Consider the following 25037-nt stretch of genomic DNA (forward strand, 5'->3'; position numbering starts at 1 on the left):
GACCCCTGCCACGAGTTCCGACATGACAGCCGATTACGACACACTTGCCAAAACCATCACCGCCCTGACCGAAGGCGAAACCGACAGCGTGGCTCTGATGGCTACAATTGCGTGCGAGGTGCACCATTCCGATGATCGGTTTGACTGGACAGGTTTCTACCGTGTCACTGAGCCCGGGCTTTTGAAGATCGGACCTTACCAGGGTGGGCACGGTTGTCTGGTTATCCCGTTCGACCGCGGTGTCTGTGGCGCTGCGGCCCGAACGGGAATGGTACAATTGGTGCCGGATGTGGAAGCATTTCCGGGTCATATCGCCTGCGCGTCTTCGACCCGGTCCGAATTGGTGCTACCCGTGCTCAATGCCGCCGGTGACGTCATTGCTGTGTTCGATATCGACAGCGACCAACCCGATGCATTCAATGAACAGGATGCAAGCCAACTGGGCGAAATTCTGTCCAGCGTATTCGCCAAATAGCCAAGGCCGAGGGCGTAGCCCCGGCCTAGTATATCTCATGGTGTCAACGATCAGGTGTTCAGAAGCTTGGCTTTCTGCGCGGCAAATTCCTCGTCCGTCAGAACGCCTTTTTCCTTTAGTGCTGCAAGCCGTTCCAGCTCATCCGCGGCGGACACGGTCGCGACCGAGCGGATATAGTCCTTTTGCGCCTGTTCGATCTGGCTCATGGCTTCGGCATTGTGCTGGTGCATTTTGTCGCCGCGGACAATCAGGTAGGCCAGAACACCCATCCAAGGAATCAGGATGACAAAGGCAATCCAGACTGCCTTTCCACCGCCACTTAGGTCCTTAGATCGGAAGACATCGGCCACAACCGAAATCATCACCCAGAACCAGGCCACCATCAGGAACAGCCAGAAGATTGACCAGACTATGTCGAAGAAACCGATGCCGTTGTCCATTTGTCATCCAACCCTTTGCGAATGCGTAAGAATATTCATATTCAGATAGCATTGGACTGTAGCAGACAGTTTGCCGGTTGGTTAGTGTCAATTCTCTGTTGGTTTTACTACGCTACGCCAGGCTGGGTTATTCAATGACCGTTAGAAGATAGGCCAGCACAGCTTGAATGCCGAATATCCCAAAGATGTAGTATGAAAACAGGCGCTTGCGGGTTTTGTGTCTGAATATCCAACGACCCAGCAATGCGCCTGGACTGCCGCCCAGCGCCGCTAACCACAATAGGTTTCGTTCGGGAGCACGCTTTTTTCGCCTTCTTGCCTGCAGTTTATCCCAGCCAAAGGCAAGCAAAGTCAGGGCGTTGATGGTCCATAAGTAAATCACCGCAATCCACATGGTGGACGGATACCCAAACAATGTTGTGCGTCCAAGTGAAAAATACCTTGGTTTTTTCACGGAATCAGCGCATCGTGAAAAACGAGGAGAAAATTTCACCAAGCCCCGGAGCGTTCAGTGAACAGCCAAGCCCCGCACAGCGCCACACTCGGAGCCGATCTTCGGGCTTTGCGTAAGGCGCGTGGGTTGACGCTGACCGAGATCGCCGCACGTCTGGGTCGTTCTGTTGGTTGGCTTAGCCAAGTCGAGCGCGACAAGTCCGACCCCTCAATTTCCGACCTGCGCCAGATTGCTGAGTGTCTGGGCGTGCCGATGTCGATGCTGTTCGCGCATTCCTCCGCTCCGGCAGATGAGCAGGGGTATGTGGTGCGCGCCGGAACGCGCCGCCCGATGGGGTCCGGTGAGGAAGGGTTGATCGAAGAACTGCTGTCGCCCGATCTGACCGATGATTTCGAAATGGTGCATTCCACGTTCAAGCCCCGATCGAAAATGCAAACTCCGGCCAACCGACCAACGCAGGAGGTAGGGTACATGGTGTCAGGGCGGTTGGAACTGACGATCAGTGGGCGCCAGTTTTCGGTTGGCCCCGGCGACAGCTTTCGGATCAAACATGAACCCTATCAATGGTCGAACCCCTATGATGAGCCCGCAGTGGCCATCTGGGTTATCGCTCCGCCGGTGTACTGATGAGCTTTGAAGCCTGGACCATATTCGCGCTGTTTTGGGTGGTGTTCGTCACCACTCCGGGGCCGAACGCGGTCAATTGCATTTCCAACGGGATGAGCCTGCCGTTTCCGAAAGCGATGCTGGGAGTGCTGGCGATTCTAACGCAGGCCAGCACGTTTCTTGTCCTCTCAGCGCTGGGTGTGACCGCGTTGATCGCAGCATCCCCAACCGGGTTTTTTGTCGCCAAACTGGTAGGGGCAGGGTTCCTGATCTGGGTTGGGGTTCGCGGCTGGATGAATGCCACGCGCCCGGCCCCGGCAAGTGAGCGACCCGCGCGCCATGTGTATCTTCACGCACTGGCGGTCGCTACGATCAATCCTAAAAGCGTGGCAGGGTACCTCGCTGCCTTTTCCCAGTTTGTGCAGCCTGATGTTCCGATCTGGCAGCAGATGGTCGTCATCATGCCTACGGCGCTGATCATCACCACGCTCAGCTACACCGGGTTCACCGTGTTGGGCGCGCTGATGGGCAAGGCTGCGCTTGGAGCGGTTTTCAACACTTGGGTGCGTCGTGTCATGGCCGCCTGTTTCATCATCTATGGCGTTTTGCTGGGTGCCAGCTCCACGCCCGCAGCTAGGGGGTAATCAGATGCACAACGGTTCTTGCCTCTGCGGCGCAGTCGCGTTCACGATTGACGGAGAGTTGTCGCCGCCTTCGGCCTGCCACTGTGGCCAGTGCCGAAAACAGTCCGGCCACATCTGGTCTTCGACCTGGACGCATCAGGATAACCTGAGCTTCACCGCAAGCGATACGCTGACTTGGTTCCGCGCCTCGGACACCGCCCGCCGCGGGTTCTGCCGGTCATGCGGTTCGTTCCTCTTCTGGCAGCACAATGACGAGGACACGATTTCAATTTCCATGGGTGCGCTCAGCGAGCCCACGGGTCTAACGCTCTCGAAGCATATCTTTGTCGCCGACAAGGGCGATTACTACGACATCACGGACGATCTGCCCCAACGGGCACAGTAACAAGGATCAATACCAATGAGCGATTTTCCGACAAAAGCCCGCGTGGTTGTTATCGGTGGCGGTGTGGTGGGGGCTTCCTCACTGTACCATCTGGCCAAGAAAGGCTGGACCGACTGCGTTCTGCTGGAAAAGAACGAACTGACGGCGGGCTCGACCTGGCATGCGGCGGGTAACGTTCCGACGTTCTCGAATTCATGGGCGATCATGAACATGCAGCGGTACTCGACCGAGCTGTATTCGCGTTTGGGCGAAGAGGTTGACTACCCGATGAACTACCATGTTTCGGGCTCGATCCGTTTGGCGCACAGCAAAGAGCGGATGCAGGAGTTCGAACACGCAATGGCAATGGGCCGCTATCAGGGCATCCCGATGGAGATGTGGACACCGGAAGAAGCTAAAGAGCGCTATCCATTCCTGGAAACGCACGATCTTGAAGGCGTACTGTACGACCCGACAGATGGCGACATTGATCCGGCGCAGCTGACACAGGCGTTGGCCAAGGGTGCCCGTGACATGGGCCAGAAGATCATCCGCTTCTGCCCGGCGACCGGCGTCACCCAGCACGACGACGGAACCTGGACCGTTCACACGGACAAGGGTGACATCGATTGTGATTATGTGGTGAACGCGGCCGGCTACTACGCACAGCGCGTGGGGGAGTGGTTCAAGCCCTTCGGCGGTCGTACCGTTCCCGCAATGGTCATGAGCCACCAGTACCTGCTGACAGACGAAGTGCCTGAAGTGGAGGAATGGTCCAAAGCGAACGGAGGCAAGAAGCTGCCGTTGCTGCGCGATGTGGATATCTCGTACTACCTGCGGCAGGAAAAGAACGGCTTTAACCTTGGTCCTTATGAGCCCAACTGCAAGGGCCACTGGATGACCGAAGACGATGCAATGCCCGAAGATTTCTCATTCCAGCTGTGGAATGACGATCTGGACCGCATTGAGGACATCGTCACTGACGCGATGGAGCGGGTTCCGCTGATGGCGACCTCCGGCGTTGGCCGTGTTATCAATGGTCCGATCCCTTACGCGCCGGATGGATTGCCGCTGATCGGCCCAATGCCCGGTGTGAAAAACGCGTTCGAGGCACATACATTCACCTTCGGCATCGCTCAGGGCGGCGGTGCAGGCAAGGTGCTGGCCGAATGGATCGTCGATGGCGCGACCGAGTGGGATATGTGGGCTGTCGATCCACGTCGTTACACCGATTACACTGATCAGGACTACTGCAACCAGAAAGGTCTGGAAGTCTATGGCAACGAATACGCCATGCACTTCCCCCATCATGAATGGCCAGCAGCGCGCGACAAGAAACTGTCGCCAGTGCATGACAAGGTCAAAGCGCTGGGCGGCGTCATGGGTGCCTATAACGGATGGGAGCGGGCCAACTGGTTCGCGAAGCCTGGCGATGACACGTCGCTTGATGCAACCCATACCTGGGGTCGGTCCGGCCCGTGGGAGCAGCGGATCCAAGAAGAATGCGAGGCCGTGCGAGACCATTGTGGCGTACTAGATCTGCCAGGCTTCTCGCGCTTCATGGTCAAGGGAGAGGGCGCCGCTGAGGCGCTGCGCGGCCTCGCAACCGGTGGGTTGCCAAAGGTCGGCCGGATGAACCTCATCTATATCTCTGATGACCGTGGTCGCATTCTGACCGAGATGTCCTGTATCCGTATAGGTGAGGATGAGTTCATCATGATCACCGCCGCAACTGCACAGTGGCATGATCGGGACATCCTGATGAACGCGATGCCTGCGAGTGTTTCGATTGAAGACGTTACCACGACACGGGATACACTGATCGTCACTGGTCCGAAGTCGCGCGAGATACTGTCGACTATGACGAATGCGGATCTGACCTCGGGGTGGCTGACTCATCAGTCTGCAACTGTTGCAGGCCAGCCCGCCTATCTGATCCGCGTCTCCTTCGCGGGTGAGCTGGGATGGGAAGTCCACGCTATGAACGAGCATATGCCCGCGATCTATGACGCGATCATCGATGCCGGTGCCACGCCGTTCGGGATGTACGCTCTGAACTCGCTGCGGATCGAAAAGGGTTACCGTGCCTGGAAGGGCGATCTGTCGACCGACTACTCGCTGTTGGAAGGCGGTCTTGGGCGGTTCGTCAAGCTGGACAAGCCGCAGGACTTCCCGGGCAAGGCTGCGATCCTGAACGAAAAGCAGCAGGGCGTGAAGAAGTCGTTTGTCACGCTGACCGTGGATGCGGGCGATTGCGACGCGCCGTATATGTCCTGCATCTGGCAGGGCGATCAGATCGTGGGCGAGACCACGTCAGGCGCATGGGGATACCGCGTTGGCAAATCCATAGCGCTGGGCATGATCAAGGCCGAGCTTGCCAACCCCGGCACTGAGCTTGAGGTCGAAATCTACGGCCAAAAGTGCCGCGCTGTGGTAGAGCAGGATCAGCCGCTTTGGGATCCCGAGAACGAGCGGTTGCGCGCTTAACTTCTCACGGAGACTGCCATGAGCAAACGATACGCCAAACTGGGACCCGGTGAGGGTCCCAACTATGACTGGGAAAACGACCACACCTTTGTGAAGGTTTCCGGTCAGGACACGGATGGCGCATACACGCTTATGGAAGACAATCTGAAGGCCAGCTTCGCGCTTGGCCTTCATCGCCATGACAACCATGCCGAAACCTTCTATTTTCTGGAAGGTTCAGTAGATTTCTATGTTGATGGTGACTGGCATCGGTGCCCCCCGGGTACAACCATGCATGTGCCGCCCGGTGTGCCTCATGCCTGCCGCGTGGCCGATGGCGCGCCTGGCAGAATGCTTATGATCTTTCAGCCCTCGGGGTTCGACGGATTTCTTGCCGAACTGGCGGCGATGGACGAGGCAGACTTCGCGGATGAGGCGAAGATGGCCGAGTTGAATGCACGCTATGACATCGTACCGATGGGCCCGGTTCCCGCTCATCCGGATGATCAGCAGTGAAGGGGCGCTGATGGCTGTTCCTGAGATCATGTCTGGCGTTTACTTGACCCGTCATGGCGGCCCCGAAGCGCTGGAGTGGCGCGAGGATATGCCGGTCCCAACACCCGGCCAGGGTCAGGTGCTGGTTCGGGTCGCGGCCGCGGGCGTTAACAACACTGACATCAATACACGGGTCGGTTGGTATTCTTCGGACGTCACCGGTGCCACGGATGATGTCGATCAGGATGTCGACGCCGGCGGCTGGGGTGGAGCGCTGTCTTTCCCTCGAATTCAGGGTGGTGACCTGTGCGGTTACGTCGAAGTGGCCGGTCCCGATACCGGGTTCACAGCCGGGCAACGCGTGACCTGTCCGATAAATCTACCGCGTCCACGGCCAGGCAACCCGACGGGGTTCATCGCGCTGGGGTCTGAAATCGATGGGGCCTTTGCTCAATACTGTCTGGTTGAGGCGAGTGATCTATATGACGTCACAGCGTCCCTATTGTCGGACGTCGAAATCGCTGCAATCCCTTGTGCATTCGGCACAGCTGAGAACCTGTTGACCCGTTCAGGCGTGACTGCAGGCCACAAGGTGCTGGTCACCGGCGCTTCGGGCGGTGTGGGTCTTGCCGCTGTACAGCTAGCAGCACTGCGCGGAGCGACGGTTTGGGGCGTAACGGCTGCGGCCAAGGCCGAGGTGGTGAAGGCGCAGGGCGCCGTTGATACCTTCGATCGCAAAGCACCATTGCCCAAAGATATCTTCGACGTCGTGATCGACGTGGTCGGAGGCCCGGGATGGTCGGATCTGGTTCTGGCGTTGAAACCCGGCGGACATTATGCTGTTTCCGGCGCAATCGCAGGACCAATCGTCCAGGCCGACCTGCGCGAGATTTACCTTCGCGACATTACCATTCATGGCTGCACGCATCAGGCATTCGATGTATTTGGCCGCCTTGTCGAGATGATGAACGCGGGCCGCATCAGGCCTTTGGTTTCCAAGACCTATCCACTAAGAGACATCGCCAGAGCGCAAGAGGACTTCCAGTCCAAGGCGCTGCCGGGAAAACTCGTTCTGATTCCGTAGGAAGGTTGGCAAATGGCAGAAATCACGCTTCTGGATGGCTCGATTGGGCAAGAACTGGTCAAACGCAGTGGGGACAAACCCACTCCGCTGTGGTCGACGCGCGTAATGATCGACCATCCCGAATTGGTGCAAGAGGTCCACGCCGAATACTTCCGCCGTGGCGCAACGGTTGCCACGACCAATACTTACGCGGTCCATCGTTCTCGGTTGGAGCGCCTGGGCATGGAAGGCCAACTGCCCGAGCTGATCCATGCTGCGGTTACTCAGGCGAACCGGGCGCGAAGGGACAGTTCCGGTCGCATCGCTGGCGCGCTGGGCCCTTTGCTGGCGTCTTATCGTCCCGATCTGAAGCCCGACGTGGAAGACGCCGCGAAAAAATTTGCCGAGTTGGTTAACCTTATGGCCAATGACGTTGACCTTTTCCTGATCGAAACCGTGTCCTCGGTGCAAGAGGCCGAAGGGGCTTTGCGTGGTACAAAGGATGCGGGCAAGCCGGTCTGGCTGGCTCTGTCGGTCATGGACGATGATGGATCACGCCTGCGATCCGGAGAACCGCTTGGAGATATTGCGCCCCTTGTTGAGCAATTCTCTCCTGATGCGGTTCTGATCAACTGTTCGCGCCCCGAGGCCATTCCTGCTGCGCTTAAGGTCATAGCCACGCTGGGCCGGCCATTTGGGGCTTATGCCAATGGGTTTACTGGAATTACCCAGGATTTCCTGAAGAACGCCCCAACAGTGGATGCTTTGGAACAACGCCACGATCTGGGGCCCAATGAATATGCCGGTCACGCCATGGGATGGGTAGAACAAGGGGCAACGATTGTTGGTGGATGCTGCGAAGTCGGTCCGGACCACATCGAGGTTCTTGCCGGCCGCTTGCGGTCCGCCGGGCACCAGATTGTCTGAAAGGAAAGTGATGCCATCGACGTCCAACATCCCGGTTGTAACGGCTCAGCGGCATTTCGACATTGTCGTAGCGCCTGGCTATGTGCTGCTGGAACTGGCGTCTTTGGTTGAGGTACTGCGACTGGCGAACCGCGTTTGCCCAAACCCTCCGTTCACCTACACCTATCGCTCGCATAAGGGTGGTCCGATTACCAGCAGCAGCGAAGCGACGATCCAGACCGAGCGCATTCCGCCCCAGCCCAACGCGGACTATCTTTTTGTCATTGGCAATTCCGACCCTGATCATCCGGACCTCTCTATGGGGCGCGTCGTATCCGACTACACGTACCGCGGCGCGCAGGTCTTTCTGCTGTCCGAGGCGGCAAGCCGCTATATTGACGAGCAGGGGACCGAGGATATGTCGACCCATTGGGAAAACGCGTCCTTCCTGCGCGAACGCCGCGCTCAGTTCGAAGCCAAACTGTCGATTGCAACGGAACAGGGCGCCGTTGTGACCTGCGCCGGGATGGAGGCGACAACCGATGTCGCGCTGGCTGTAATCGGGCGCCACATATCTGGTCCAACCAGAATGACCGTGGCCGATATTATGCTGCACGAGAACATCCGGGACTTTTCCTCACTTCAGCCCTTTTCCGGGTCAAAAACCACGGCAACCGGTGACGCCAAGCTGGATCAGTGCATCAAGGTGATGCAGGCCAATATCGAAGACCCGCTGCCAATACGAGAAATCGTCGAGGCTCTAAAGCTTTCGAACCGGTCTTTGGAGCGGAAGTTCAAGAACTATTTCGGAACCACACCAAACGGCTTTTACCGCGAGATGAGGCTTGCCAAGGCCAATAACCTGTTGCTGAACACTACGATGAGCGTGCGCGAAATCGGACTGGCTTGTGGGTTTCCCAACGGGTTTTCGTCGGTCTACAAAAGCTTTTTTGGGGTGACGCCCTTCGTGTTGAGACGCGAAAAACGGCAAGTTAAACATGGTTGATTTTTGCAAATGCGCTGACGTTTTTCGTGCATTCTGCGTCGCTCTTCCGTGTATTTTGGCTGGAAACTCATAAAGCGGAATCATGAGAATGGCTGATCTTCCTACTAAGGCCCGTGTTGTCATCATCGGTGGCGGAGTCATCGGATGTTCGGTGGCGTACCACCTGACCAAAAAGGGCTGGAAAGACGTAGTGCTGCTGGAACGTAAGCAACTGACCAGCGGTACGACCTGGCACGCGGCGGGCTTGATCGCGCAGCTGCGTGCAACGGCGAACATGACCAAACTGGCGAAGTACAGTCAGGAGCTTTATGGCTCGCTTGAGGAAGAAACCGGTGTGGCCACGGGATTTAAGCGTTGTGGGTCGATCACTGTTGCGTTGACGGAAGAGCGCAAAGAAGAGCTCTACCGTCAGGCGGCCATGGCACGGGCCTTTGGTGTCGAGGTCGAAGAAATCGAAAATGAGCGCATTCAGGAACTGTATCCGCACATCAACCTCGAAGGTGTGACAGGTGCTGTTTACTTGCCGCTGGACGGTCAGGGTGATCCGGCCAACATTGCACTGGCGCTGGCCAAGGGGGCCCGACAGCGTGGCGGTATCGTCAAGGAACGCGTGAAGGTCACCGACATCGTCAAACAGGGCCGCAAGGTGAGCGGTGTTGACTGGATCGCGGATGACGGCAGCGCCTCGGGCCATATCGAATGTGACATGGTCGTGAATTGCGCGGGTATGTGGGGGCATGAGGTCGGCAAGATGGCTGGCGTCAACGTTCCGTTGCACGCGTGCGAACACTTCTACATTGTTACAGAAGGCATCGACGGTTTGACCCAATTGCCGGTTCTGCGAGTTCCGGATGAGTGCGCGTATTACAAAGAAGATGCTGGCAAGATTCTGTTGGGTGCATTTGAACCGAACGCCAAGCCGTGGGCGATGAACGGCATCCCCGACACGTTTGAGTTCGACCAACTGCCCGAGGATTTCGATCATTTCGAGCCAATCCTCGAAGCCGCGTGTGAACGTATGCCTATGTTAGCCGAGGCTGGCATCCACACCTTCTTCAATGGACCGGAATCGTTTACCCCTGATGATGCCTATCATTTGGGTCTTGCGCCTGAGATGGACAACGTCTGGATCGCAGCGGGTTTCAACTCGATCGGTATTCAGTCCGCTGGCGGTGCTGGTATGGCGCTGGCCGAATGGATGGACAGTGGTGAAAAACCGTTCGATCTGGGCGACGTGGACATCGGTCGGATGCAACTGTTCCAGGGCAACAGACAGTATTTGTTTGAGCGTTCGAAAGAGACGCTGGGTCTGCTGTACGCCGACCACTTCCCCTATCGCCAAAAGGCCACTGCGCGTGGCGTGCGCCGGACGCCGTTTCATCATCACCTGCTGGAACAGGGCGCGGTCATGGGCGAACTGGCAGGTTGGGAACGTGCCAACTGGTTCGCGAATGAAGGGCAGGAGCGGGAATACCAGTACAGCTGGAAGCGCCAGAACTGGTTCGAGAACTCGGCCGCTGAACACAAGGCTGTTCGCGAAAATGTCGGAATGTACGACATGTCATCTTTCGGCAAAATCCGTGTAGAAGGCCCCGATGCCGAGGCGTTCATGAACTATGTGGGCGGCGGCGACTACTCGGTGCCGAACGGCAAGATCGTTTACACACAATTCCTCAACCGCTCAGGCGGGATCGAGGCGGATGTAACGGTCACGCGCCTGACTGAGACTGCCTATCTGGTGGTGACCCCGGCCGCGACCCGTCTGGCGGATCAGACGTGGATGCAGCGCAACGCGGGCAACTTCAATGTCGTCATCACCGATGTCACGGCGGGCGAGGGCGTTCTGGCCATCATGGGCCCAAATGCGCGCACCTTGCTTGAAAAGGTCTCACCGAACGATTTCACCAACGCGGCCAACCCTTTCGGCACCGCACAGGAAATCGAGATCGGCATGGGCCTGGCCCGCGCCCATCGGGTTACTTATGTCGGTGAGCTGGGTTGGGAAATCTATGTCTCGTCGGACATGGCGGGACATGTGTTCGAAACCCTGCACGAGGCCGGGCAGGACATGGGATTGAAACTGTGCGGCATGCATATGATGGACAGTGCCCGGATCGAAAAAGGTTTCCGCCACTTCGGCCATGACATCACCTGCGAGGACCACGTCGTCGATGCAGGGCTTGGGTTTGCGGTCAAGGTCGATAAGGGCAGCGACTTTATCGGTCGCGAAGCGGTGATTGCGCGCAAGGAAAGTGGACCGCACAACCGCCTTGTCCAGTTCAAACTGACCGACCCGGAACCGCTGCTGTTCCACAATGAGCCGATCATTCGGGATGGCGAGTATGTGGGATACCTCTCCTCGGGCAACTATGGCCACACGCTGGGCGGCGCAATCGGTCTGGGTTACGTGCCATGCGAAGGCGAAAAGGCAGCCGACGTTCTGGCTTCGACCTATGAGATCGACGTGTGTGGTGTGAAGGTGAAAGCCGAAGCATCACTTAAGCCGATGTACGATCCAAAATCAGAGCGCGTAAAAGTATAAAACCCTATGAACGGAAAGAGGGGCGCTTCGGCGCCCTTTTTTTGTGAACATATCAATTTTGTTGATGTGAGTGTTCACGGTTTTCATAGTTTTCAAACCCTCCGGAACAACCTTATAGAAAAACGGTATCAGCCGGAGATCCATGATGGCGAAAGCCGCGACGTCACCCCAGAATGAGGACACGCCAAAGGGTCTTGCCCTTGCAGTTACCGCTTACACACTTTGGGGTTTCTTGCCGCTTTACATGAAAGCTCTGGCGCATATCGGACCAGTTGAAATCGTGGCCCACCGGATTGTTTGGTCGGTTCCTGTGGCCGGGCTGTTGCTGGTGGCGCTTGGGCGGACCAAGGATCTGAAGGCTGCGCTACAGAATCCGAAAATGCTGGGTATGGCCTGCCTGACTGCGGCTTTGATCTCGGTGAACTGGGCCATTTACGTGTGGGCCATAGCCAGCGGCAATGCGCTGGACGCAGCGCTGGGTTACTATATCAATCCATTGTTCAGCATTGCGCTGGGTGCGGTCCTGCTGCGCGAGCCTTTGAACCGCACGCAGATGGTGGCGGTTGGTTTGGCCGCATTGGGCGTTTTGGTGTTGGTTGTCGAAGCCGGACGGCTTCCATGGGCTGCGCTTGCCCTGACCGTTAGTTGGGGGTTTTACGCGTTCTTCAAACGCTCGTTGCCCATAGGTCCCAATCAGGGATTTCTGCTTGAGGTTCTGATCCTGTTGATCCCCGCCTTGGTTTACATCACCTGGTTGGGGGCAAAAGGAACTGGTCACTTCGGCGCTGCCGCCGGGGACACCATGCTGCTTGCTTGCGCTGGTATCGTCACGGCTGTTCCTTTGCTGGTCTATGCCAACGGGGCGAAACTGGTTCGGCTGTCCACAATGGGGATCCTGCAATATATCGCTCCGACGATGATCTTCATCACCGCTATCACCGTGTTTGGCGAACAGATCGACCGGGGGCGCATGATCGCCTTTCCGCTGATCTGGGCGGCGCTGGTGGTTTACACGATCCCGATGATCCGTCAGATGCGGGCTCAGAGCTGACGCAGCAGGTCGGCGGCGGCCTCCGCCCACAAGCGATAGGCTTTCGGGCTTGGGTGATATCCGTCCGGAGCAGCAAGCGCCGGGTCATCCGGAAACTCCAACGGCAGGTGGCGGGCTTGCGCGAATGCCGACGCGGCGGTTTGTAATCCCTGATCCAGCCGGGCAGCCTGACGGCCCAGCACCCACGCGAGTGGCTGAGGCAATGCCGGAAATCGGTTCATTTGCGGTACCGCAGTCAAGACGATGCGGCGCACACCCAGATTGTCCGTCAGATGGTTCAGCAGTTGGATCTGTAAAGCTGTGAACCTTTGCCGGGAAACACCACGCGTGACGTCGTTTACACCCAAGGCTGTCACGGCAGCATCAAAACGGCCTTCAAGTCGGTTCAGTCGGTCCAGCGTATCCTGTGTTGTATGGCCTGTCGTTGCTTCAAGTTGCCATTCCACGCTGTAGTGGCGTGCCAATTGTTGAACCAAAAATCCCGAAAGCGCCTGTTGTTGTCGGCCAGCACCAACGCCGGCTGCCGAGCTATCGCCTGCGATTAGCAACCGCAACCGGGGGCCGCGCCCTTCGCGCCCTTGTCGAGGGCCCGAGGGTTCTGGAAGTTGTTGCGCGTTTCGGCGCACGGAAACCGCCTGGGCTGCCAGAACCGGCAGCAGCGGCACGCGCAAGATCTGATCCGCGGCAATCCGGCTGGGCATGTTCAACTGAGCGCGTTTTTGTATTCGAGGAATCTGGGGTCTGTCATCACACGGGCCATCATGGCCTCGCGTAGGGCACCAATGGTTTTGTAGGGCCGCATGACAACTTCGAAGTTCTGGATCAGACCGTCGTCATTCAGAGTGATCAGGTCGACGCCAACCGCATCTAAATCTCCGACCTTGCACTGAAACTCCAGCGCCCAGTCTTTGCCTTCACCCATGATCCGGCGATAGCGAAAATCGGAAAACACCTGTCCCACATGGCCCAGAACGGCCGCCACCGGCTCGCGCCCGGTCCAGGTGCTGTAGTAGGTGGGCGGCGAAAACTGTACGTCTTCGGCCAGCAATTCGTGGATCAGGCTTTCATCGCCCTTGGCGACAACGTCTTGCATGCGCGCGATTGTGGGGTGCATGGGTTCTCCTCCGCTTTGGGTCCGAGATTTGCTGAACCGTTTCGTTCAGGCAAGCCCGACGTTGCGGGAACCAAATCCGTGCGTTAGGCAGGCGCGCATGAGCGAAACCTATAATCCCCCGAAAACGCCTTTGGATGTGCTGCATGAAGATGCGCAGCTTATCGTCGTCAATAAGCCCTCGGGTCTGTTGTCAGTACCGGGACGTGGTGCGCATCTGGCCGATTGCCTGCTGACCCGTGTACAGGCGGCTTTTCCGCAGGCTTTGTTAGTGCACCGGCTGGATCGGGATACGTCAGGTGTCATGGTGTTTGCCCAGTCGCCGCACGCACAGCGCCATCTGAGCATGCAATTCGAGAAACGCCAGACCCGAAAAACTTATGTTGCGCGCGTTTGGGGTCGGATCGAGCAAAAGACCGGAACCGTTGATCTACCGTTGATTGTAGATTGGCCAAACCGACCGCTTCAGATGGTCTGTCATGAGACTGGCAAGCCTGCTGTCACTGACTGGCGATTTGTAAAGTACGAGGGCGAGACGACGCGCGTCCGGTTGTTTCCTAAAACGGGCAGATCGCATCAGTTGCGCGTTCATATGCAAGCATTGGGTCATCCCATTCTGGGCGATCCGTTCTACGCCGACGGACCTGCGCGCGATTTCCCGCGTCTGATGCTGCACTCTGAGGAATTGCGCCTGAAAAACCCCGAGGGCGGAGTTTCGATGAAATTCCGCGCCCCGGCTGATTTTTGACCTCAGGCCGTGCTCGTCCACAGAATCTTGAGGTTGCCCAGTGAAAACCGTCTGGTCCGTTTGCGGGGTGCGCAAGGCTGACGGGCGGCCATGATTTCGCGTTCAATCTCGAAGGCGCGCAAGGTGTGATCCTGTGCCCAGCGGTCCAGTTTCAATGTCATCATCACGTGATTGTCGAGGTATGGCATGGTCGACCTCCTTTGGTTCGTTTCCCAAAGATCGCAGATCACTCCTGACACCACCCTGTCAGTGGGGTGTGCTAGGATGTCAGCAGACCGCCCGGAGAACCTTATGCGCCGCTCGACCCGCCTTTTTGAAATCATCCAGATCCTGCGTTCGGCCGAAATGCCTGTGACGGCGGAGGCGCTTGCAGTGAAACTGGAAGTGTCAGCGCGTACCGTCTATCGCGACATTGCAGCGTTGCAGGCACAACGCACCCCGATCGAGGGTGAGGCTGGCGTGGGGTATCTGATGCGGCGCGGGTACGACCTGCCTCCTTTGAACTTCGATTCGGAAGAGGTCGAGGCACTGTGGGTTGGTCTGTCGATGCTGGCGCGCACGGGGGACAGTACCCTACAACAGGCGGCGGACCGGGTATGTCGCAAGATCGACGCTTTGCGCGCGCCTGCGGATTGGCTGCAGGTCGCCCCATGGGGCGCACCGATGGATGATCCTGCTAAAGGGTGCGTGCCCGTCGTGAACTATCGCGAGGCCATTCGCGCAGAACGCAAAATTCGCATCACCTATGTGAGTGCTGAAGGCGAACGGACGGAACGGATCGTCAGGCCTGTTGCCCTGATCTATCACATCGAATGCACGATGCTTGCAGCGTGGTGCGAGATGAGGAATGGGTTTCGCCATTTTCGCACGGATCGCATTTGGGCCTGCGAGCTGACAGACGATCATTTCTGCGGACAAGGAGAGCCCCTGCGGGCGATCTGGCAGGATCAAAACCAATGGGATCCTGCCGAACGGCGGTAATTTGCCGACTTCACCCGATTGTTGCTTGAGCCTATGTTGAGGTGACGCGATATACTGCGGCAAACAAAGCGGGTCCGGTGAACGGACCCCAGAGCAGAAGGTGAATTCATGACGATTTCCAAGAGTGTTCTTGCCGCTGGGCTGTTTTCGGCCCTGTTTTTGGGCGCCTGTACAGACCCCGGTACGCTGAACTTGCCCTCAGACCCGAACCAAAACACGAAGCAGGGCGCGATCCTTGGCGGTCTGATTGGTGCAGGTGTCGGCGCTATTGCCAATGGATCTGATCCACTTTTGGGGGCCGTGGCCGGCGGAGCAATCGGTGCAGCAGGAGGCGGCCTGATAGGCAACCAACTGGATAAACAAGCAGCGGAACTGCGTCAGCAACTTGCCAACCAAGGTATCATCGTTACCAACGCGGGCGACCGGCTTATTGTGACCGTACCGAATGATATCACCTTCGACACTGACAGCTCGACCGTGCGTCCGGCATTAAGGGCCGATCTGGTCCGGGTGGGGCAGAATTTGGTGAACTACCCCAACTCGAACGTGCAGATCATCGGCAATACCGACAGTGACGGCGATGCTGCGTATAATCAGGGCCTGTCCGAACGCCGTGCGCGGTCTGTCGCGGATATTCTTCAGGCAAACGGCGTAAGCGGTGCACGTATCTCAACTATCGGTCAGGGCGAAAACCGCCCCATTGCGTCGAACCTGACGCCCGAAGGGAAGGCGCAGAACCGCCGGGTTGATATCGAGATCATCCCTAACGGAAACACTTAACGACATGGGCACTTTCGGGTGCCCATTTTCCGCACATTGACTGCGCGTCATCCGGTCTTTGGTGCGCGCGAAAGTTACGCTAGCTATTGGGAAACACCTGAACCGGAGTTTCCCAATGTCTGACCCGATCCTTCTGAGCCTGTCCGGCTCATTGCGCCAAAGCGCGACTAACCGCAAATTGCTGCGCGAAGCGGCCCGGCTGTTCGAGCCGGGAACACATATCGAAGCCGATCTGAACCTGCCGCTTTATGATGGTGATCTTGAGGATGGCGAGGGCATTCCTGCCGCAGTGCAAACCTTGTCCGATCAGATCGCGCAGGCTGATGCAGTGATCATTTCGACCCCGGAATACAACAAAGGCCCGTCGGGAGTTCTGAAAAACGCTTTGGACTGGGTCAGTCGAACCGACGGTCGCCCATGGGCCGACAAACCGGTTGCCGTGATGTCCGCCGCCGCAGGGCGTGCGGGTGGCGAGCGGGCGCAGATGGTTCTGCGCGGCTATATGGTTCCCTTCCAACCGCGCATCCTGCAGGGGCCAGAGATTCATCTCGCCAGCAGTTCGAACGAGTTTGACGAGCACGGCAAATTGCTGAGCGACCGTTACGAGAGCTCTCTGCGGACACTCATGCAGAAACTGCGTGCTGAGGCTGGGTTCTAAGGTCGAGAGGCTGCTTGCCGGGTCTGGTCCGTCTGCATAGTCTGCCGCCATGACTGACGAAATACAGACCGATGTGATGGACCCGGCCCGTGCCTCTGCGCTATTGGTAGCGCTTGGCTCCAATAAGAAATTCGAAGCGGGCGATCACCTGCCGCCATTCTTTCACCAACTGTATTTCTGGTCGCCGCGACCGCCTGCTGCCTTAGGACGAGACGGGCACCCAAAGGTTGGTGACGGTCTGATCCCAGATATGGGCCTTCCGCGCAGAATGTGGGCTGGCGGCCGTCTACAATTTCACATGCCGTTGGTCGCGGGTTCAAAAGCCATGCGCCAGTCTGTGTGCCAAAGCGCGACGACAAAAGCTGGCCGGACCGGTCCGTTGGGGTTCGTCACCTTGCGGCACGACATTTCTCAGGACGGTCAATTGTGTCTGAGCGAATGGCAGGATCTGGTTTATCGGCAGGATCCATCGGACACGGATATCCAAGCCAAACCGCTTGTGGCACGTACCGATGAAACCGACCGTCGCGAGATTAAATTCAACAGCACATTGCTTTTTCGATACTCAGCGCTGACCTTCAATGGGCATCGTATCCACTATGATCTGGATTACGCACGTGATGTCGAGGGGTATGACGGTTTAGTTGTTCACGGCCCATTACTGGCACAACTCTTGATGCTATTTGCCGAAGAACTAATGGGTTCTTTGGCCGAGTTTTCGTTTCGCGCTTCGTCGCCGGTGATGCATTTTGAGACGGCAACACTGTGCCGGAACGGCCATGCGATGTGGGTGCGCGGGCCAGATGGGCGGCAATGCATGTCCGCCGAAGCTGTTCCGCGATCAGAGTGAGGCCTCGGGCCGAAAATCGCTCGGGATTGTATCCTGATTTTCAAGAATAAGATTCGCCATGACCTCGGCCACTTTCGGTGCCATGCCAAAACCGATTTTGAAGCCACCATTGGCGATGAACTGCCCTTTGTGCAGAGGGTGCGCGCCCAGCATCGGAGCGCGGCTTTTGCTGCGGGGCCGAACGCCCGCCCAACGTTCTATGACTTCGGCGCCATGCAGGACAGGAACAGCTCGCATCGCCCGGTCCAAAACGTCGTCCAGGGCTGCATCCGTGCTGGTCGGGTCGTTATATTCACGCTCGGACGTAGAACCGATCGCTAACGTCCCATCCGCATGCGGCACGAAGTGGATCGCGTCCGCAAACAGTTGCGGAACCTTTCCTGCATCAAACCGCAGCAATGCAGCTTGACCCTTGACGCCGTTGCCAACGGTTCTGCCAAAAGCCTCAGTCAGTTCCTGCAGACCGGCAAGGCCGGTGGTATGGACAACCTGCCCGCGGTCCGGTGCGTCTGCCACGACCTCGACCCCCATCACCGCCAGTGCGGCAACCAATGCAGCACAGGCCCGGCGGGGATGCATGCGTGCGCTGAGGGTATCATGGATGACAAAGCCCGTAGGGCTGGGTGGGCACCATGAACCGATTGCGGCTGTTTCAACAACGTTCCATTCGGCGCGGGCTTGCCACAGTTCCGCTGCTGTGATGGCGCGCGCATGCGCAAGTTCCAGCGTTCGGGTGTCGATGATAGGTTGCAACCGTCCCAACCGCGCATATCCGGGTGAGACGCCGCCTGTGGCCTCGACCTGTTTCCAGAATGGTTCGGTCATGATCAGGCTGTCGAACTGAAACGCCTTCTTGGCATTCCAGTTTTCAGGCACATGCGGTGCCAGTGCGCCAACCAGACCGCCGCTGGATCCGGCTCCGGGACCAAAAGGGTCGACGATCTGCACCTTTGCGCCACGTCGCGCGCAGGTCCAGGCGATAGACAGGCCGAAAATTCCTGCACCGCGCACCGTCACATCGACCATTGCCATTCCCCTTTACCTTGTTCAGTGTCGCGCCGCTTAGCTACAGGATTCCCCGATGGCAGACCAGCGCGCCGAACTGACATGGACTGAGGATCAGATCCCCGTCTCGGATCGTTTCGACGACCCGTATTATTCGTTGCAGAACGGGCTGGAAGAGACGCGTCACGTGTTTCTGGCTGGCAATGACCTGCCCGCGCGCTTCGCGCCAGGATTTCACATCGCCGAACTTGGCTTTGGGACCGGGCTGAACATGCTGACCGTCTGGTCCGAATGGGAACGATCAGGCCAAACCACGCCTCTGACTTTTACCAGTTTCGAAGCCTACCCGATGGAGCCTGCCGACATGTCCCGCGCTCATACTGCCTTCCCTTCTGTTGCGCCTTGGTCCGAACGTTTTCTAGCGCAGTGGCAGGGTGGCACGTGCGATCTGGGTACCTTGCGGCTTGAGGTTGTTGAAGGCGATGCGCGTCAAACCCTGCAAGCATGGGACGGTGCTGCTGATGCGTGGTTTTTAGATGGGTTCTCTCCGGCCAAGAATCCGGAACTATGGAATGCAGATCTAATGCAACAGGTAGCCGACCACACGGTCGCCGGTGGTACGGCGGCGACATACACCGCCGCCGGATTCGTGCGGCGGGGGCTTGTGGATGCTGGGTTCACCGTCACCCGCTCGCAAGGCTATGGCCGCAAACGCCACATGACACGGGCGATCAAATCGTGACGCAGCAAAACAATACGCGCGCCGGGATTGCGTTGATGATCGGGGCGACCATCGTCTTTGCACTGCAGGACGGTATCTCGCGCCATCTGGCAGGAACCTATAACACCTACATGGTCGTGATGATCCGGTATTGGTTCTTTGCCGCCTTTGTCATCGCTTTGGCCGCACGCGCGCCCGGCGGATTGAAGGCCACCACGCAAACAAGTCAGCTAAAGCTGCAGGTATTTCGAGGCGTGCTGCTGGCGGCCGAAATTTGCGTTGCGGTGTTCAGCTTCACGGTTCTGGGTCTGATCGATGCGATGGCAGTGTTTATCTGCTATCCGTTGCTGGTCGCCGCACTCAGTGGGCCGGTTCTGGGCGAACAGGTTGGCTGGAGGCGCTGGGCCGCGATCGGCGTTGGGTGCATCGGCGTTCTTATCATTCTGCAGCCCGGTGTGGGGGTGTTTAATCCTTGGGCTGTTGTTCCACTGATTTCTGCCCTGATGTTTGCGATCTATGGTCTGCTGACCCGGTATGTTTCGCGCCGTGACAGTTCAGCCACCAGCTTTTTCTGGACAGGTGTCAGCGGTGCCGTTGTCATGACCCTGGTCGGGATGTGGTTCTGGGAGCCTATGGTCCAAACGGATTGGGTCTGGATGGCGTTGTTATGCGTGAGCGGCGTTCTGGGGCACTGGTTGCTGATCAAGTGCTATGAAATGGCAGAGGCTAGCGCAGTGCAACCCTTCGCATATTTCCATCTCGTCTGGAGCGCGATTCTGGGGATCTCGATCTTTGGCGAAACGCTGCGCCCCGAAGTGGTCATAGGCGCAGCGCTGGTTGTCGCCGCCGGGTTGTTCACCCTATGGCGCGAAAGACGCCAGAGTTGATCCGACCAGTTCCTGCGAAAACGGAATTGGCAGGGCAGGTTGGCCAAGCCGGGCGCGATAGACGGGCAGGCTTTCTGCCACCCGCATAACGTAGTTGCGGGTCTCGCTGAACGGGATCGTCTCAATCCAGTCGACGACATCGATTTCGCCTGCGCGCGGATCGCCATAGCGATCCATCCACGAAATCGGCCGACGTGGACCCGCGTTATATCCTGCGGCCATCATCACGATGTTTCCGTTAAAATCTGCAGCCAGACTGGACAGGTAGTTCGCACCCAGCTTCGCGTTGTATTGCCAATCCGAGGTCAACTTGATCGTCTTATGACCACTTAGGATTCCCAGTTCTTTTGCCACCAGCTTGGCAGTAGCAGGCATAACCTGCATCAGCCCGCGCGCGCCGGCACCGCTGATCACAACCGGATCGAACTCGCTCTCCCGCCGGGCAATGGCAAGCGTCATTTCCTTGGCCATGGGCAACCCCATGTCGGCGACCGGGTGTACAGGGTAATATGCGGCCGGTAGAACCAAGCCGACCGTTGCCGCACGTTTGGCGATCATCACGGCCAGATGAGGCTGCTTCAACTCGATTACCAGATCGCCCAACTGATTTGCCTGAACCGGGTCCAGCCCTTCAACCAAATGGGTCAGGAAACGCTCGGCCAGGTTGTCTTCATCTGCCTTTAACAACAAAAGTCCTGCTTCCAATACGCTGGAATCAGAAAACTCAGCCTGTTTCCAGTGTGGCGCGCGGCGGGGGTTGGACAGTTCACTATCGAAAGGACGCCCGATTTGCTCTGCCGCCAGTAATCCGTAGAACGAGGTCTGGTAATCCGCACCCATCGCATAGGCTTCATAGGCCTTTTCGGCATCCCCTTGCGCCGCATAGGCGCGGCCCAGCCAATACCCACCGCGCCCCTTCGAGATCGGCGATTTCACCGCTTCCGAGAAATTTTGGAAATGCCGGACCGCTGTGGCCGGGTCGTTCAGCTTTCGCAGGGCTAGAAATCCGGATAGCCACTCCAAATCCGCATATCCATAGCCCATTTCAGGCGTCATATGATGATTGGCGGCAATCTGGTAGGCGCGGTTCTGGTCCCCATTCCGCATCTCAAGCCGGGCTAACCGGCGACGGCCTTCTGCCCATTTGTCAGGTTCACCCAACGCATCAGGACCGGTTGAGCGTGCCAGCATGAGATCAATCGCGCTGTCGTCCAGTTCTTTCTTATCGCGCCAGACGAACCTGTCGAAGGCCAGCCCCGGAGAGTCGAGCAGCGATTTCGGGACTGCCGCCACTTTGGTGTCTACGCCGGGTTGCCGTTTCTGAAGGCTGATCCGCGCCTCTGCCAGTTTTCGTTGATCGGTGCTGACCAAAGGAAGCATCTGACCGGCGCTGACAAGGTGATTGTCCCACAGCATCCGATCCAGACGCGCAGCGTGATGGGGTTTCAGCAATTTGCCAAAGTTTTCGAGATAGTCCTTTTGCAGACCCGCGCCCATCGGCATCGTCCGCCACGCGGTGACGATATCGGCCTCGGCGTCGCCCGGCCGCCCTTTTGCCTTCAATGCAACCGCATAGTTTAAAGCACCTTCTGCGGATTGCGGTGGTTGTTCGGCATAGAACGAAAGGACACGGTCCGGATCTGCGCCGGTGAAGGCGGGCTCACTTTTGCGCCTTAGCCAGGCCAAACCGGGCCAATCTGGACGACGATCCAAAAACACCAAAACATCGCCCGAGCTGCCAAACCCTTGGCGTAGCCAGTGCCAGACTATGATGTCCCTGGAAACCGAACCGCGCGCACCTGACACACGCAGGGCTTCGTTCCAATCCCCCTTGCGCATTTCATTCATACCGGCCCGCAGATCACCCGCGGCATCGGCCCGAACATGTGTGCCCGAAATCAGAATCACGACCGTCAAAAACGCCAGAAAGCGTGTCATCCCTTGCATTCCCCAACCAACCAAGGATACAGCCATTCAGGATAAAGCTTGCGTCGCCGGGTTCAACTCAAGAACGTCAGAATTCTGGCAAACCGAGGCGTAAAAAATACAAACTGCACCTAAGGAGCGTGTCATGTTCAAAGGCTCTATGCCAGCCCTCGTCACCCCGTTCGAAAACGGCGAGTTGGACCTGAAGACGCTCAAACACTTGGTGGAATGGCAGATTCAGGAAGGTTCCAACGGGTTGGTTCCCGTCGGCACCACCGGAGAAAGCCCAACGCTGAGCCACGAAGAGCACGAGACCGTTGTCGAAGAGGTTGTCAAAACCACGGCTGGTCGCGTTCCTGTTATTGCGGGTGCAGGGTCAAACAACACCGTTGAGGCCATTCGGTTCGTGCGATTCGCGCAGAAGGTAGGTGCCGATGCTGCTCTGGTCGTGACGCCCTATTACAACAAGCCCACACAAAAGGGTCTGCTGATGCATTTCCGTGCGCTGCATGATTGCGCGGATATTCCGATCATCATCTACAATATTCCCGGCCGATCGATCATCGACATGACGCCCGAGACCATGGGCGAACTGGCGAAATTGCCGCGTATTGTTGGTGTAAAGGACGCGACCGGCGATCTGGCACGGGTCAGTCAGCAGCGTGCCTCCTGCGGGCCGGACTTCTGTCAGTTGTCTGGCGAGGACGCGACTGCGCTAGGGTTCAACGCCCACGGTGGTGTTGGCTGCATCTCAGTCACGGCCAATGTCGCGCCCAGACTGTGTGCTGAATTCCAGCAGGCCACGCTGAACGGCGACTACGCCAAAGCGTTGGAGTATCAAGACCGCCTGATGCCGCTGCACGAAGCGATCTTTATCGAGCCCGGCCTCGTGGGTGCAAAATACGCGCTCAGCAAATTGGGCCGATGCAGCGAAGAGGTCCGCTCGCCCTTATCCGGGTTGGAAAGCAGTACCAAATCCGCGATCGACGCGGCGATGGAACATGCAGGCCTGATCTAAGACGAATTCAAAATAACAAAAGGCGGCCTCGAACCCCGAGAGCCGCCTTTTTTGTATCTGATCCAGACTTCCTCTGGCCCAAAACATCCCAGGGGGAGTCGCAGCTTGCCGCGACAGGGGCAGAGCCCCCTATCGTTTTCCGTAATACAGTCCGACCACGTGTTCAGCTTGTGCGAAGAACAGCCAGCGCGATGTGGCAACGCCTGCAAGGTGCGATACCACGGCCAACAGCGCAATGAAGTGGCCGAACGGCAATAGCAGCAGGACAACCGGCAGGACAAACGCCAACACAAACGAGATGATGCGCAGCTTTTCGGCATGCTTGCGGCCAACGACGTGAACGAATTCGCGTAGCAGATAGTTGGTGCCAGTATGAGGAGGTTCAAACGCACGTACTGCACCTCGGTCGCCCAGTCCGGTGGCTGTGCCCAGATTGGTGCCGGACTCCTCCAGCGCTTTATCGCCCTTTTTCCAATACAGAATCTGCACCAACGCCGCGATCAGCAGCAGCGGCAGCGCTACTCGGACTTGTCCGGCCAGGAGGGCACCGCCCGCAAGGCTGAAGCTGAGAAACATGGCCGGAGTCAGGTTCATGTTCCAGCGGGGAATAGTTTTGAGCTGCGTGTAGATCATCGACGTTGTGAACACGGTTGCCAGAGAAAACAGGGCGCCAATCCAGCCAAGAAGGCTCCAGCGTTGGCCCAGAAAGATAACGCCAATCGCATAAAGCCCCATCACGATCAGGGCGATGACGGCACACCAGCCTTCACGGCTGAGCCAGCTTGTTTTCCATTGCGTGAACGCCTTCCAGGCCCGTTCTGGGTGTCCGAGGTGGAAGGTGGAAGCCATCAGACCACCTACGGCCAGGGCGTATGCGATGGCAAAAAAGACAAATGCCACCCATCCGGACACATCCGGCAGCCCAAGTCCCAGAAAGAACAGCAGGCCAAAGCCAAGACCCGACAGGGTGGTGAAGATAATAACAGAAGGTGCTGGATGCATCAGAGCTTCTCCAAGGTCTTGTCCAGCCAGCCAAGGAACCCTTTGGGTTCTTCAGCGACCGGTGCCAGCAGCGGAGCCAGGATGTCGATTTGGTCTTCGACCTTATCCTTGGGCCGTGGTGGCAGGTATTTGTTGACGGGTTTGGTGCCCATTTCAGGCATCAGGTCCATGCCCCCGCGTTCTGCGACCAGCTTGCTGACATCGCTGTCCGGGTCGCCTAGGTCGCCAAAGTGACGTGCCCCGGCGGGGCAGGTGCGAACACAGGACGGAACACGGTCTACTTCGGGAAGGTTCTCGTTGTAGATACGGTCTACACAAAGGGTGCATTTCTTCATCACCCCTTCGGCCTGATCCAGTTCCCGCGCGCCATAGGGGCAGGACCACGCGCAGAGGCCACAGCCGATGCAGTCACTTTCGTTGACCAAAACGATGCCATCCTCGACCCGCTTGTAGCTTGCGCCGGTAGGGCAGACGGTGACGCATGGTGCGTCCTCGCAATGCAGGCAGGATTTGGGGAAGTGGATCAGCTGGGCGTGGCCTTCGGCCGGTTGCACCTCGTAAGAGTGCACGCGGTTCAGGAAGGTGCCCGACGGGTTGGCCCCGTACGCGTCCTGATCCGAGAGTGGCGCGCCGTAGTTTTCGGTGTTCCAACCTTTGCACGAGATGACGCAGGCGTGACAGCCAACGCAAGTGTCCAGGTCGATGACCAGACCCATCTTGCGATCAGTGGATGTGGGGAGCTGGGTCATGATTACCTTGCCTCCGCGTTTGTGGTGAGGGCGGGTTGGGGCGCTGCCCCGGACCCCGAGATATTTTTAGCCAGATGAAGTGTGGATCG

At 57.9% G+C, this 25037-nt stretch carries 28 protein-coding genes; 19 read left to right on the plus strand and 9 right to left on the minus strand.

Going from position 1 to position 25037, the window contains the following annotated elements:
• Positions 1-22: 22 nt before the first annotated feature.
• Complete coding sequence (locus ACR0AK_RS00560) at positions 23-475, plus strand: GAF domain-containing protein (protein ID WP_480792038.1); 453 nt, start codon at positions 23-25, stop codon at positions 473-475.
• A 50-nt stretch (positions 476-525) separates the two neighbouring features.
• On the opposite strand, the gene ACR0AK_RS00565 is transcribed toward ACR0AK_RS00560, so the two are convergent.
• Together ACR0AK_RS00565 and ACR0AK_RS00570 are read right to left on the minus strand one after the other, a co-directional pair.
• Positions 526-915: an SHOCT domain-containing protein gene (locus tag ACR0AK_RS00565; RefSeq protein WP_170416590.1), complete on the minus strand. Its 390-nt coding sequence runs from the start codon at positions 913-915 to the stop codon at positions 526-528.
• A gap of 127 nt (positions 916-1042) precedes the next feature.
• On the minus strand, positions 1043-1369 hold the full coding sequence (locus ACR0AK_RS00570; RefSeq protein ID WP_480792039.1) for a DUF1294 domain-containing protein: 327 nt from the start codon (positions 1367-1369) through the stop codon (positions 1043-1045).
• A gap of 57 nt (positions 1370-1426) precedes the next feature.
• On the opposite strand from ACR0AK_RS00570, the gene ACR0AK_RS00575 reads away from it, so the two are divergent.
• The 10 genes from ACR0AK_RS00575 (at position 1427) to rarD (ending at position 12512) form a co-directional block, all read left to right on the plus strand.
• The gene (locus tag ACR0AK_RS00575) at positions 1427-1996 is read left to right on the plus strand and encodes a helix-turn-helix domain-containing protein (protein ID WP_472724551.1); all 570 of its coding nucleotides are present in this window, start codon (positions 1427-1429) and stop codon (positions 1994-1996) included.
• A complete protein-coding gene (locus tag ACR0AK_RS00580; RefSeq protein WP_480792040.1) occupies positions 1996-2619 on the plus strand; it encodes a LysE family translocator in 624 nt (207 codons plus the stop codon). The genes ACR0AK_RS00575 and ACR0AK_RS00580 overlap by 1 nt, the downstream gene beginning before the upstream one ends.
• Before the next feature lie 4 nt (positions 2620-2623).
• Positions 2624-3004: a GFA family protein gene (locus tag ACR0AK_RS00585; RefSeq protein ID WP_480792041.1), complete on the plus strand. Its 381-nt coding sequence runs from the start codon at positions 2624-2626 to the stop codon at positions 3002-3004.
• 15 nt (positions 3005-3019) lie between these two features.
• A complete protein-coding gene (locus ACR0AK_RS00590) occupies positions 3020-5470 on the plus strand; it encodes a GcvT family protein (RefSeq protein ID WP_480792042.1) in 2451 nt (816 codons plus the stop codon).
• A gap of 18 nt (positions 5471-5488) precedes the next feature.
• On the plus strand, positions 5489-5965 hold the full coding sequence (locus ACR0AK_RS00595; protein WP_170563462.1) for a cupin domain-containing protein: 477 nt from the start codon (positions 5489-5491) through the stop codon (positions 5963-5965).
• The gene (locus ACR0AK_RS00600) at positions 5952-7028 is read left to right on the plus strand and encodes a zinc-binding dehydrogenase (protein WP_480792043.1); all 1077 of its coding nucleotides are present in this window, start codon (positions 5952-5954) and stop codon (positions 7026-7028) included. Before ACR0AK_RS00595 ends, ACR0AK_RS00600 begins: the two co-directional genes overlap by 14 nt.
• Positions 7029-7040: 12 nt before the next feature.
• Entirely contained in the window at positions 7041-7934 is an 894-nt protein-coding gene (locus ACR0AK_RS00605; protein WP_480792044.1) for a homocysteine S-methyltransferase family protein, read from the plus strand.
• Between the two features lie 10 nt (positions 7935-7944).
• The gene (locus tag ACR0AK_RS00610; RefSeq protein ID WP_480792045.1) at positions 7945-8919 is read left to right on the plus strand and encodes a GlxA family transcriptional regulator; all 975 of its coding nucleotides are present in this window, start codon (positions 7945-7947) and stop codon (positions 8917-8919) included.
• An 88-nt stretch (positions 8920-9007) separates the two neighbouring features.
• Positions 9008-11461 carry a GcvT family protein gene (locus ACR0AK_RS00615; protein ID WP_480792046.1) on the plus strand — a complete coding sequence of 818 codons (2454 nt, stop codon included), beginning with the start codon at positions 9008-9010 and terminating at the stop codon, positions 11459-11461.
• Between the two features lie 145 nt (positions 11462-11606).
• Complete coding sequence (gene rarD / locus ACR0AK_RS00620) at positions 11607-12512, plus strand: EamA family transporter RarD (RefSeq protein WP_170563449.1); 906 nt, start codon at positions 11607-11609, stop codon at positions 12510-12512.
• On the opposite strand, the gene ACR0AK_RS00625 is transcribed toward rarD, so the two are convergent.
• Both ACR0AK_RS00625 and ACR0AK_RS00630 read right to left on the minus strand, forming a co-directional pair.
• Entirely contained in the window at positions 12503-13213 is a 711-nt protein-coding gene (locus ACR0AK_RS00625) for an SGNH/GDSL hydrolase family protein (RefSeq protein WP_170563446.1), read from the minus strand. The genes rarD and ACR0AK_RS00625 overlap by 10 nt on opposite strands.
• A 2-nt stretch (positions 13214-13215) precedes the next feature.
• The gene (locus ACR0AK_RS00630) at positions 13216-13626 is read right to left on the minus strand and encodes a nuclear transport factor 2 family protein (RefSeq protein ID WP_170563443.1); all 411 of its coding nucleotides are present in this window, start codon (positions 13624-13626) and stop codon (positions 13216-13218) included.
• 97 nt (positions 13627-13723) lie between these two features.
• Here ACR0AK_RS00630 and ACR0AK_RS00635 point away from each other — a divergent pair, with 97 nt between their 5' ends.
• The gene (locus ACR0AK_RS00635; RefSeq protein WP_480792047.1) at positions 13724-14371 is read left to right on the plus strand and encodes an RluA family pseudouridine synthase; all 648 of its coding nucleotides are present in this window, start codon (positions 13724-13726) and stop codon (positions 14369-14371) included.
• 2 nt (positions 14372-14373) lie between these two features.
• Here the strand turns inward: ACR0AK_RS00635 and ACR0AK_RS00640 are convergent, their stop codons facing one another.
• Positions 14374-14559, minus strand: coding sequence for a hypothetical protein (locus ACR0AK_RS00640; RefSeq protein WP_170563436.1), 186 nt, complete (start codon positions 14557-14559; stop codon positions 14374-14376).
• Positions 14560-14662: 103 nt separating this feature from the next.
• On the opposite strand from ACR0AK_RS00640, the gene ACR0AK_RS00645 reads away from it, so the two are divergent.
• The 4 genes from ACR0AK_RS00645 to ACR0AK_RS00660 all read left to right on the plus strand — a co-directional run bounded on the left by ACR0AK_RS00645 (position 14663) and on the right by ACR0AK_RS00660 (position 17640).
• Positions 14663-15352 (plus strand): helix-turn-helix transcriptional regulator, encoded by a 690-nt coding sequence (locus ACR0AK_RS00645; RefSeq protein ID WP_480793622.1) that lies wholly within the window; start codon positions 14663-14665, stop codon positions 15350-15352.
• A 108-nt stretch (positions 15353-15460) separates the two neighbouring features.
• The gene (locus ACR0AK_RS00650; protein ID WP_480792048.1) at positions 15461-16132 is read left to right on the plus strand and encodes a YiaD family glycine zipper/OmpA-like lipoprotein; all 672 of its coding nucleotides are present in this window, start codon (positions 15461-15463) and stop codon (positions 16130-16132) included.
• Positions 16133-16247: 115 nt separating this feature from the next.
• Positions 16248-16790 (plus strand): NADPH-dependent FMN reductase, encoded by a 543-nt coding sequence (locus ACR0AK_RS00655; RefSeq protein ID WP_170563427.1) that lies wholly within the window; start codon positions 16248-16250, stop codon positions 16788-16790.
• A gap of 49 nt (positions 16791-16839) precedes the next feature.
• A complete protein-coding gene (locus tag ACR0AK_RS00660; RefSeq protein ID WP_480792049.1) occupies positions 16840-17640 on the plus strand; it encodes an HTD2 family dehydratase in 801 nt (266 codons plus the stop codon).
• On the opposite strand, the gene ACR0AK_RS00665 is transcribed toward ACR0AK_RS00660, so the two are convergent.
• Positions 17632-18672, minus strand: a complete 1041-nt coding sequence (locus tag ACR0AK_RS00665) for an NAD(P)/FAD-dependent oxidoreductase (protein WP_480792050.1) — start codon at positions 18670-18672, stop codon at positions 17632-17634. The two genes, ACR0AK_RS00660 and ACR0AK_RS00665, sit on opposite strands and share 9 nt — an antisense overlap.
• 49 nt (positions 18673-18721) lie before the next feature.
• On the opposite strand from ACR0AK_RS00665, the gene mnmC2 reads away from it, so the two are divergent.
• Positions 18722-19387, plus strand: coding sequence for a tRNA (5-methylaminomethyl-2-thiouridine)(34)-methyltransferase MnmC2 (mnmC2, locus tag ACR0AK_RS00670; RefSeq protein ID WP_480792051.1), 666 nt, complete (start codon positions 18722-18724; stop codon positions 19385-19387).
• Positions 19384-20253 carry an EamA family transporter gene (locus tag ACR0AK_RS00675; protein ID WP_368040308.1) on the plus strand — a complete coding sequence of 290 codons (870 nt, stop codon included), beginning with the start codon at positions 19384-19386 and terminating at the stop codon, positions 20251-20253. The genes mnmC2 and ACR0AK_RS00675 overlap by 4 nt, the downstream gene beginning before the upstream one ends.
• Here ACR0AK_RS00675 and ACR0AK_RS00680 read toward each other — a convergent pair.
• A complete protein-coding gene (locus tag ACR0AK_RS00680; RefSeq protein WP_170563417.1) occupies positions 20227-22191 on the minus strand; it encodes a lytic transglycosylase domain-containing protein in 1965 nt (654 codons plus the stop codon). The two genes, ACR0AK_RS00675 and ACR0AK_RS00680, sit on opposite strands and share 27 nt — an antisense overlap.
• Before the next feature lie 133 nt (positions 22192-22324).
• On the opposite strand from ACR0AK_RS00680, the gene dapA reads away from it, so the two are divergent.
• Positions 22325-23197 carry a 4-hydroxy-tetrahydrodipicolinate synthase gene (gene dapA, locus ACR0AK_RS00685; RefSeq protein ID WP_480792052.1) on the plus strand — a complete coding sequence of 291 codons (873 nt, stop codon included), beginning with the start codon at positions 22325-22327 and terminating at the stop codon, positions 23195-23197.
• Between the two features lie 129 nt (positions 23198-23326).
• Here dapA and ACR0AK_RS00690 read toward each other — a convergent pair whose 3' ends face one another.
• Complete coding sequence (locus tag ACR0AK_RS00690) at positions 23327-24199, minus strand: dimethyl sulfoxide reductase anchor subunit family protein (RefSeq protein ID WP_480792053.1); 873 nt, start codon at positions 24197-24199, stop codon at positions 23327-23329.
• Positions 24199-24948, minus strand: coding sequence for a 4Fe-4S dicluster domain-containing protein (locus ACR0AK_RS00695; RefSeq protein ID WP_480792054.1), 750 nt, complete (start codon positions 24946-24948; stop codon positions 24199-24201). The genes ACR0AK_RS00690 and ACR0AK_RS00695 overlap by 1 nt, the downstream gene beginning before the upstream one ends.
• Positions 24949-25037: the final 89 nt, after the last annotated feature.

It is taken from the genome of Ruegeria sp. BI12 (genome assembly GCF_056537985.1).

Bases quoted from the DNA above. Each gene is read 5' to 3' on its own strand.
- ACR0AK_RS00560 (WP_480792038.1), top strand. From the start codon at position 23: ATGACAGCCGATTACGACACACTTGCCAAAACCATCACCGCCCTGACC.
- ACR0AK_RS00565 (WP_170416590.1), bottom strand. From the start codon at position 915: ATGGACAACGGCATCGGTTTCTTCGACATAGTCTGGTCAATCTTCTGG.
- ACR0AK_RS00580 (WP_480792040.1), top strand. From the start codon at position 1,996: ATGAGCTTTGAAGCCTGGACCATATTCGCGCTGTTTTGGGTGGTGTTC.
- ACR0AK_RS00585 (WP_480792041.1), top strand. From the start codon at position 2,624: ATGCACAACGGTTCTTGCCTCTGCGGCGCAGTCGCGTTCACGATTGAC.
- ACR0AK_RS00590 (WP_480792042.1), top strand. From the start codon at position 3,020: ATGAGCGATTTTCCGACAAAAGCCCGCGTGGTTGTTATCGGTGGCGGT.
- ACR0AK_RS00595 (WP_170563462.1), top strand. From the start codon at position 5,489: ATGAGCAAACGATACGCCAAACTGGGACCCGGTGAGGGTCCCAACTAT.
- ACR0AK_RS00600 (WP_480792043.1), top strand. From the start codon at position 5,952: ATGATCAGCAGTGAAGGGGCGCTGATGGCTGTTCCTGAGATCATGTCT.
- ACR0AK_RS00605 (WP_480792044.1), top strand. From the start codon at position 7,041: ATGGCAGAAATCACGCTTCTGGATGGCTCGATTGGGCAAGAACTGGTC.
- ACR0AK_RS00610 (WP_480792045.1), top strand. From the start codon at position 7,945: ATGCCATCGACGTCCAACATCCCGGTTGTAACGGCTCAGCGGCATTTC.
- ACR0AK_RS00615 (WP_480792046.1), top strand. From the start codon at position 9,008: ATGGCTGATCTTCCTACTAAGGCCCGTGTTGTCATCATCGGTGGCGGA.
- rarD (WP_170563449.1), top strand. From the start codon at position 11,607: ATGGCGAAAGCCGCGACGTCACCCCAGAATGAGGACACGCCAAAGGGT.
- ACR0AK_RS00625 (WP_170563446.1), bottom strand. From the start codon at position 13,213: ATGCCCAGCCGGATTGCCGCGGATCAGATCTTGCGCGTGCCGCTGCTG.
- ACR0AK_RS00630 (WP_170563443.1), bottom strand. From the start codon at position 13,626: ATGCACCCCACAATCGCGCGCATGCAAGACGTTGTCGCCAAGGGCGAT.
- ACR0AK_RS00635 (WP_480792047.1), top strand. From the start codon at position 13,724: ATGAGCGAAACCTATAATCCCCCGAAAACGCCTTTGGATGTGCTGCAT.
- ACR0AK_RS00640 (WP_170563436.1), bottom strand. From the start codon at position 14,559: ATGCCATACCTCGACAATCACGTGATGATGACATTGAAACTGGACCGC.
- ACR0AK_RS00645 (WP_480793622.1), top strand. From the start codon at position 14,663: ATGCGCCGCTCGACCCGCCTTTTTGAAATCATCCAGATCCTGCGTTCG.
- ACR0AK_RS00650 (WP_480792048.1), top strand. From the start codon at position 15,461: ATGACGATTTCCAAGAGTGTTCTTGCCGCTGGGCTGTTTTCGGCCCTG.
- ACR0AK_RS00655 (WP_170563427.1), top strand. From the start codon at position 16,248: ATGTCTGACCCGATCCTTCTGAGCCTGTCCGGCTCATTGCGCCAAAGC.
- ACR0AK_RS00660 (WP_480792049.1), top strand. From the start codon at position 16,840: ATGACTGACGAAATACAGACCGATGTGATGGACCCGGCCCGTGCCTCT.
- ACR0AK_RS00665 (WP_480792050.1), bottom strand. From the start codon at position 18,672: ATGGCAATGGTCGATGTGACGGTGCGCGGTGCAGGAATTTTCGGCCTG.
- mnmC2 (WP_480792051.1), top strand. From the start codon at position 18,722: ATGGCAGACCAGCGCGCCGAACTGACATGGACTGAGGATCAGATCCCC.
- ACR0AK_RS00680 (WP_170563417.1), bottom strand. From the start codon at position 22,191: ATGACACGCTTTCTGGCGTTTTTGACGGTCGTGATTCTGATTTCGGGC.
- dapA (WP_480792052.1), top strand. From the start codon at position 22,325: ATGTTCAAAGGCTCTATGCCAGCCCTCGTCACCCCGTTCGAAAACGGC.
- ACR0AK_RS00690 (WP_480792053.1), bottom strand. From the start codon at position 24,199: ATGCATCCAGCACCTTCTGTTATTATCTTCACCACCCTGTCGGGTCTT.
- ACR0AK_RS00695 (WP_480792054.1), bottom strand. From the start codon at position 24,948: ATGACCCAGCTCCCCACATCCACTGATCGCAAGATGGGTCTGGTCATC.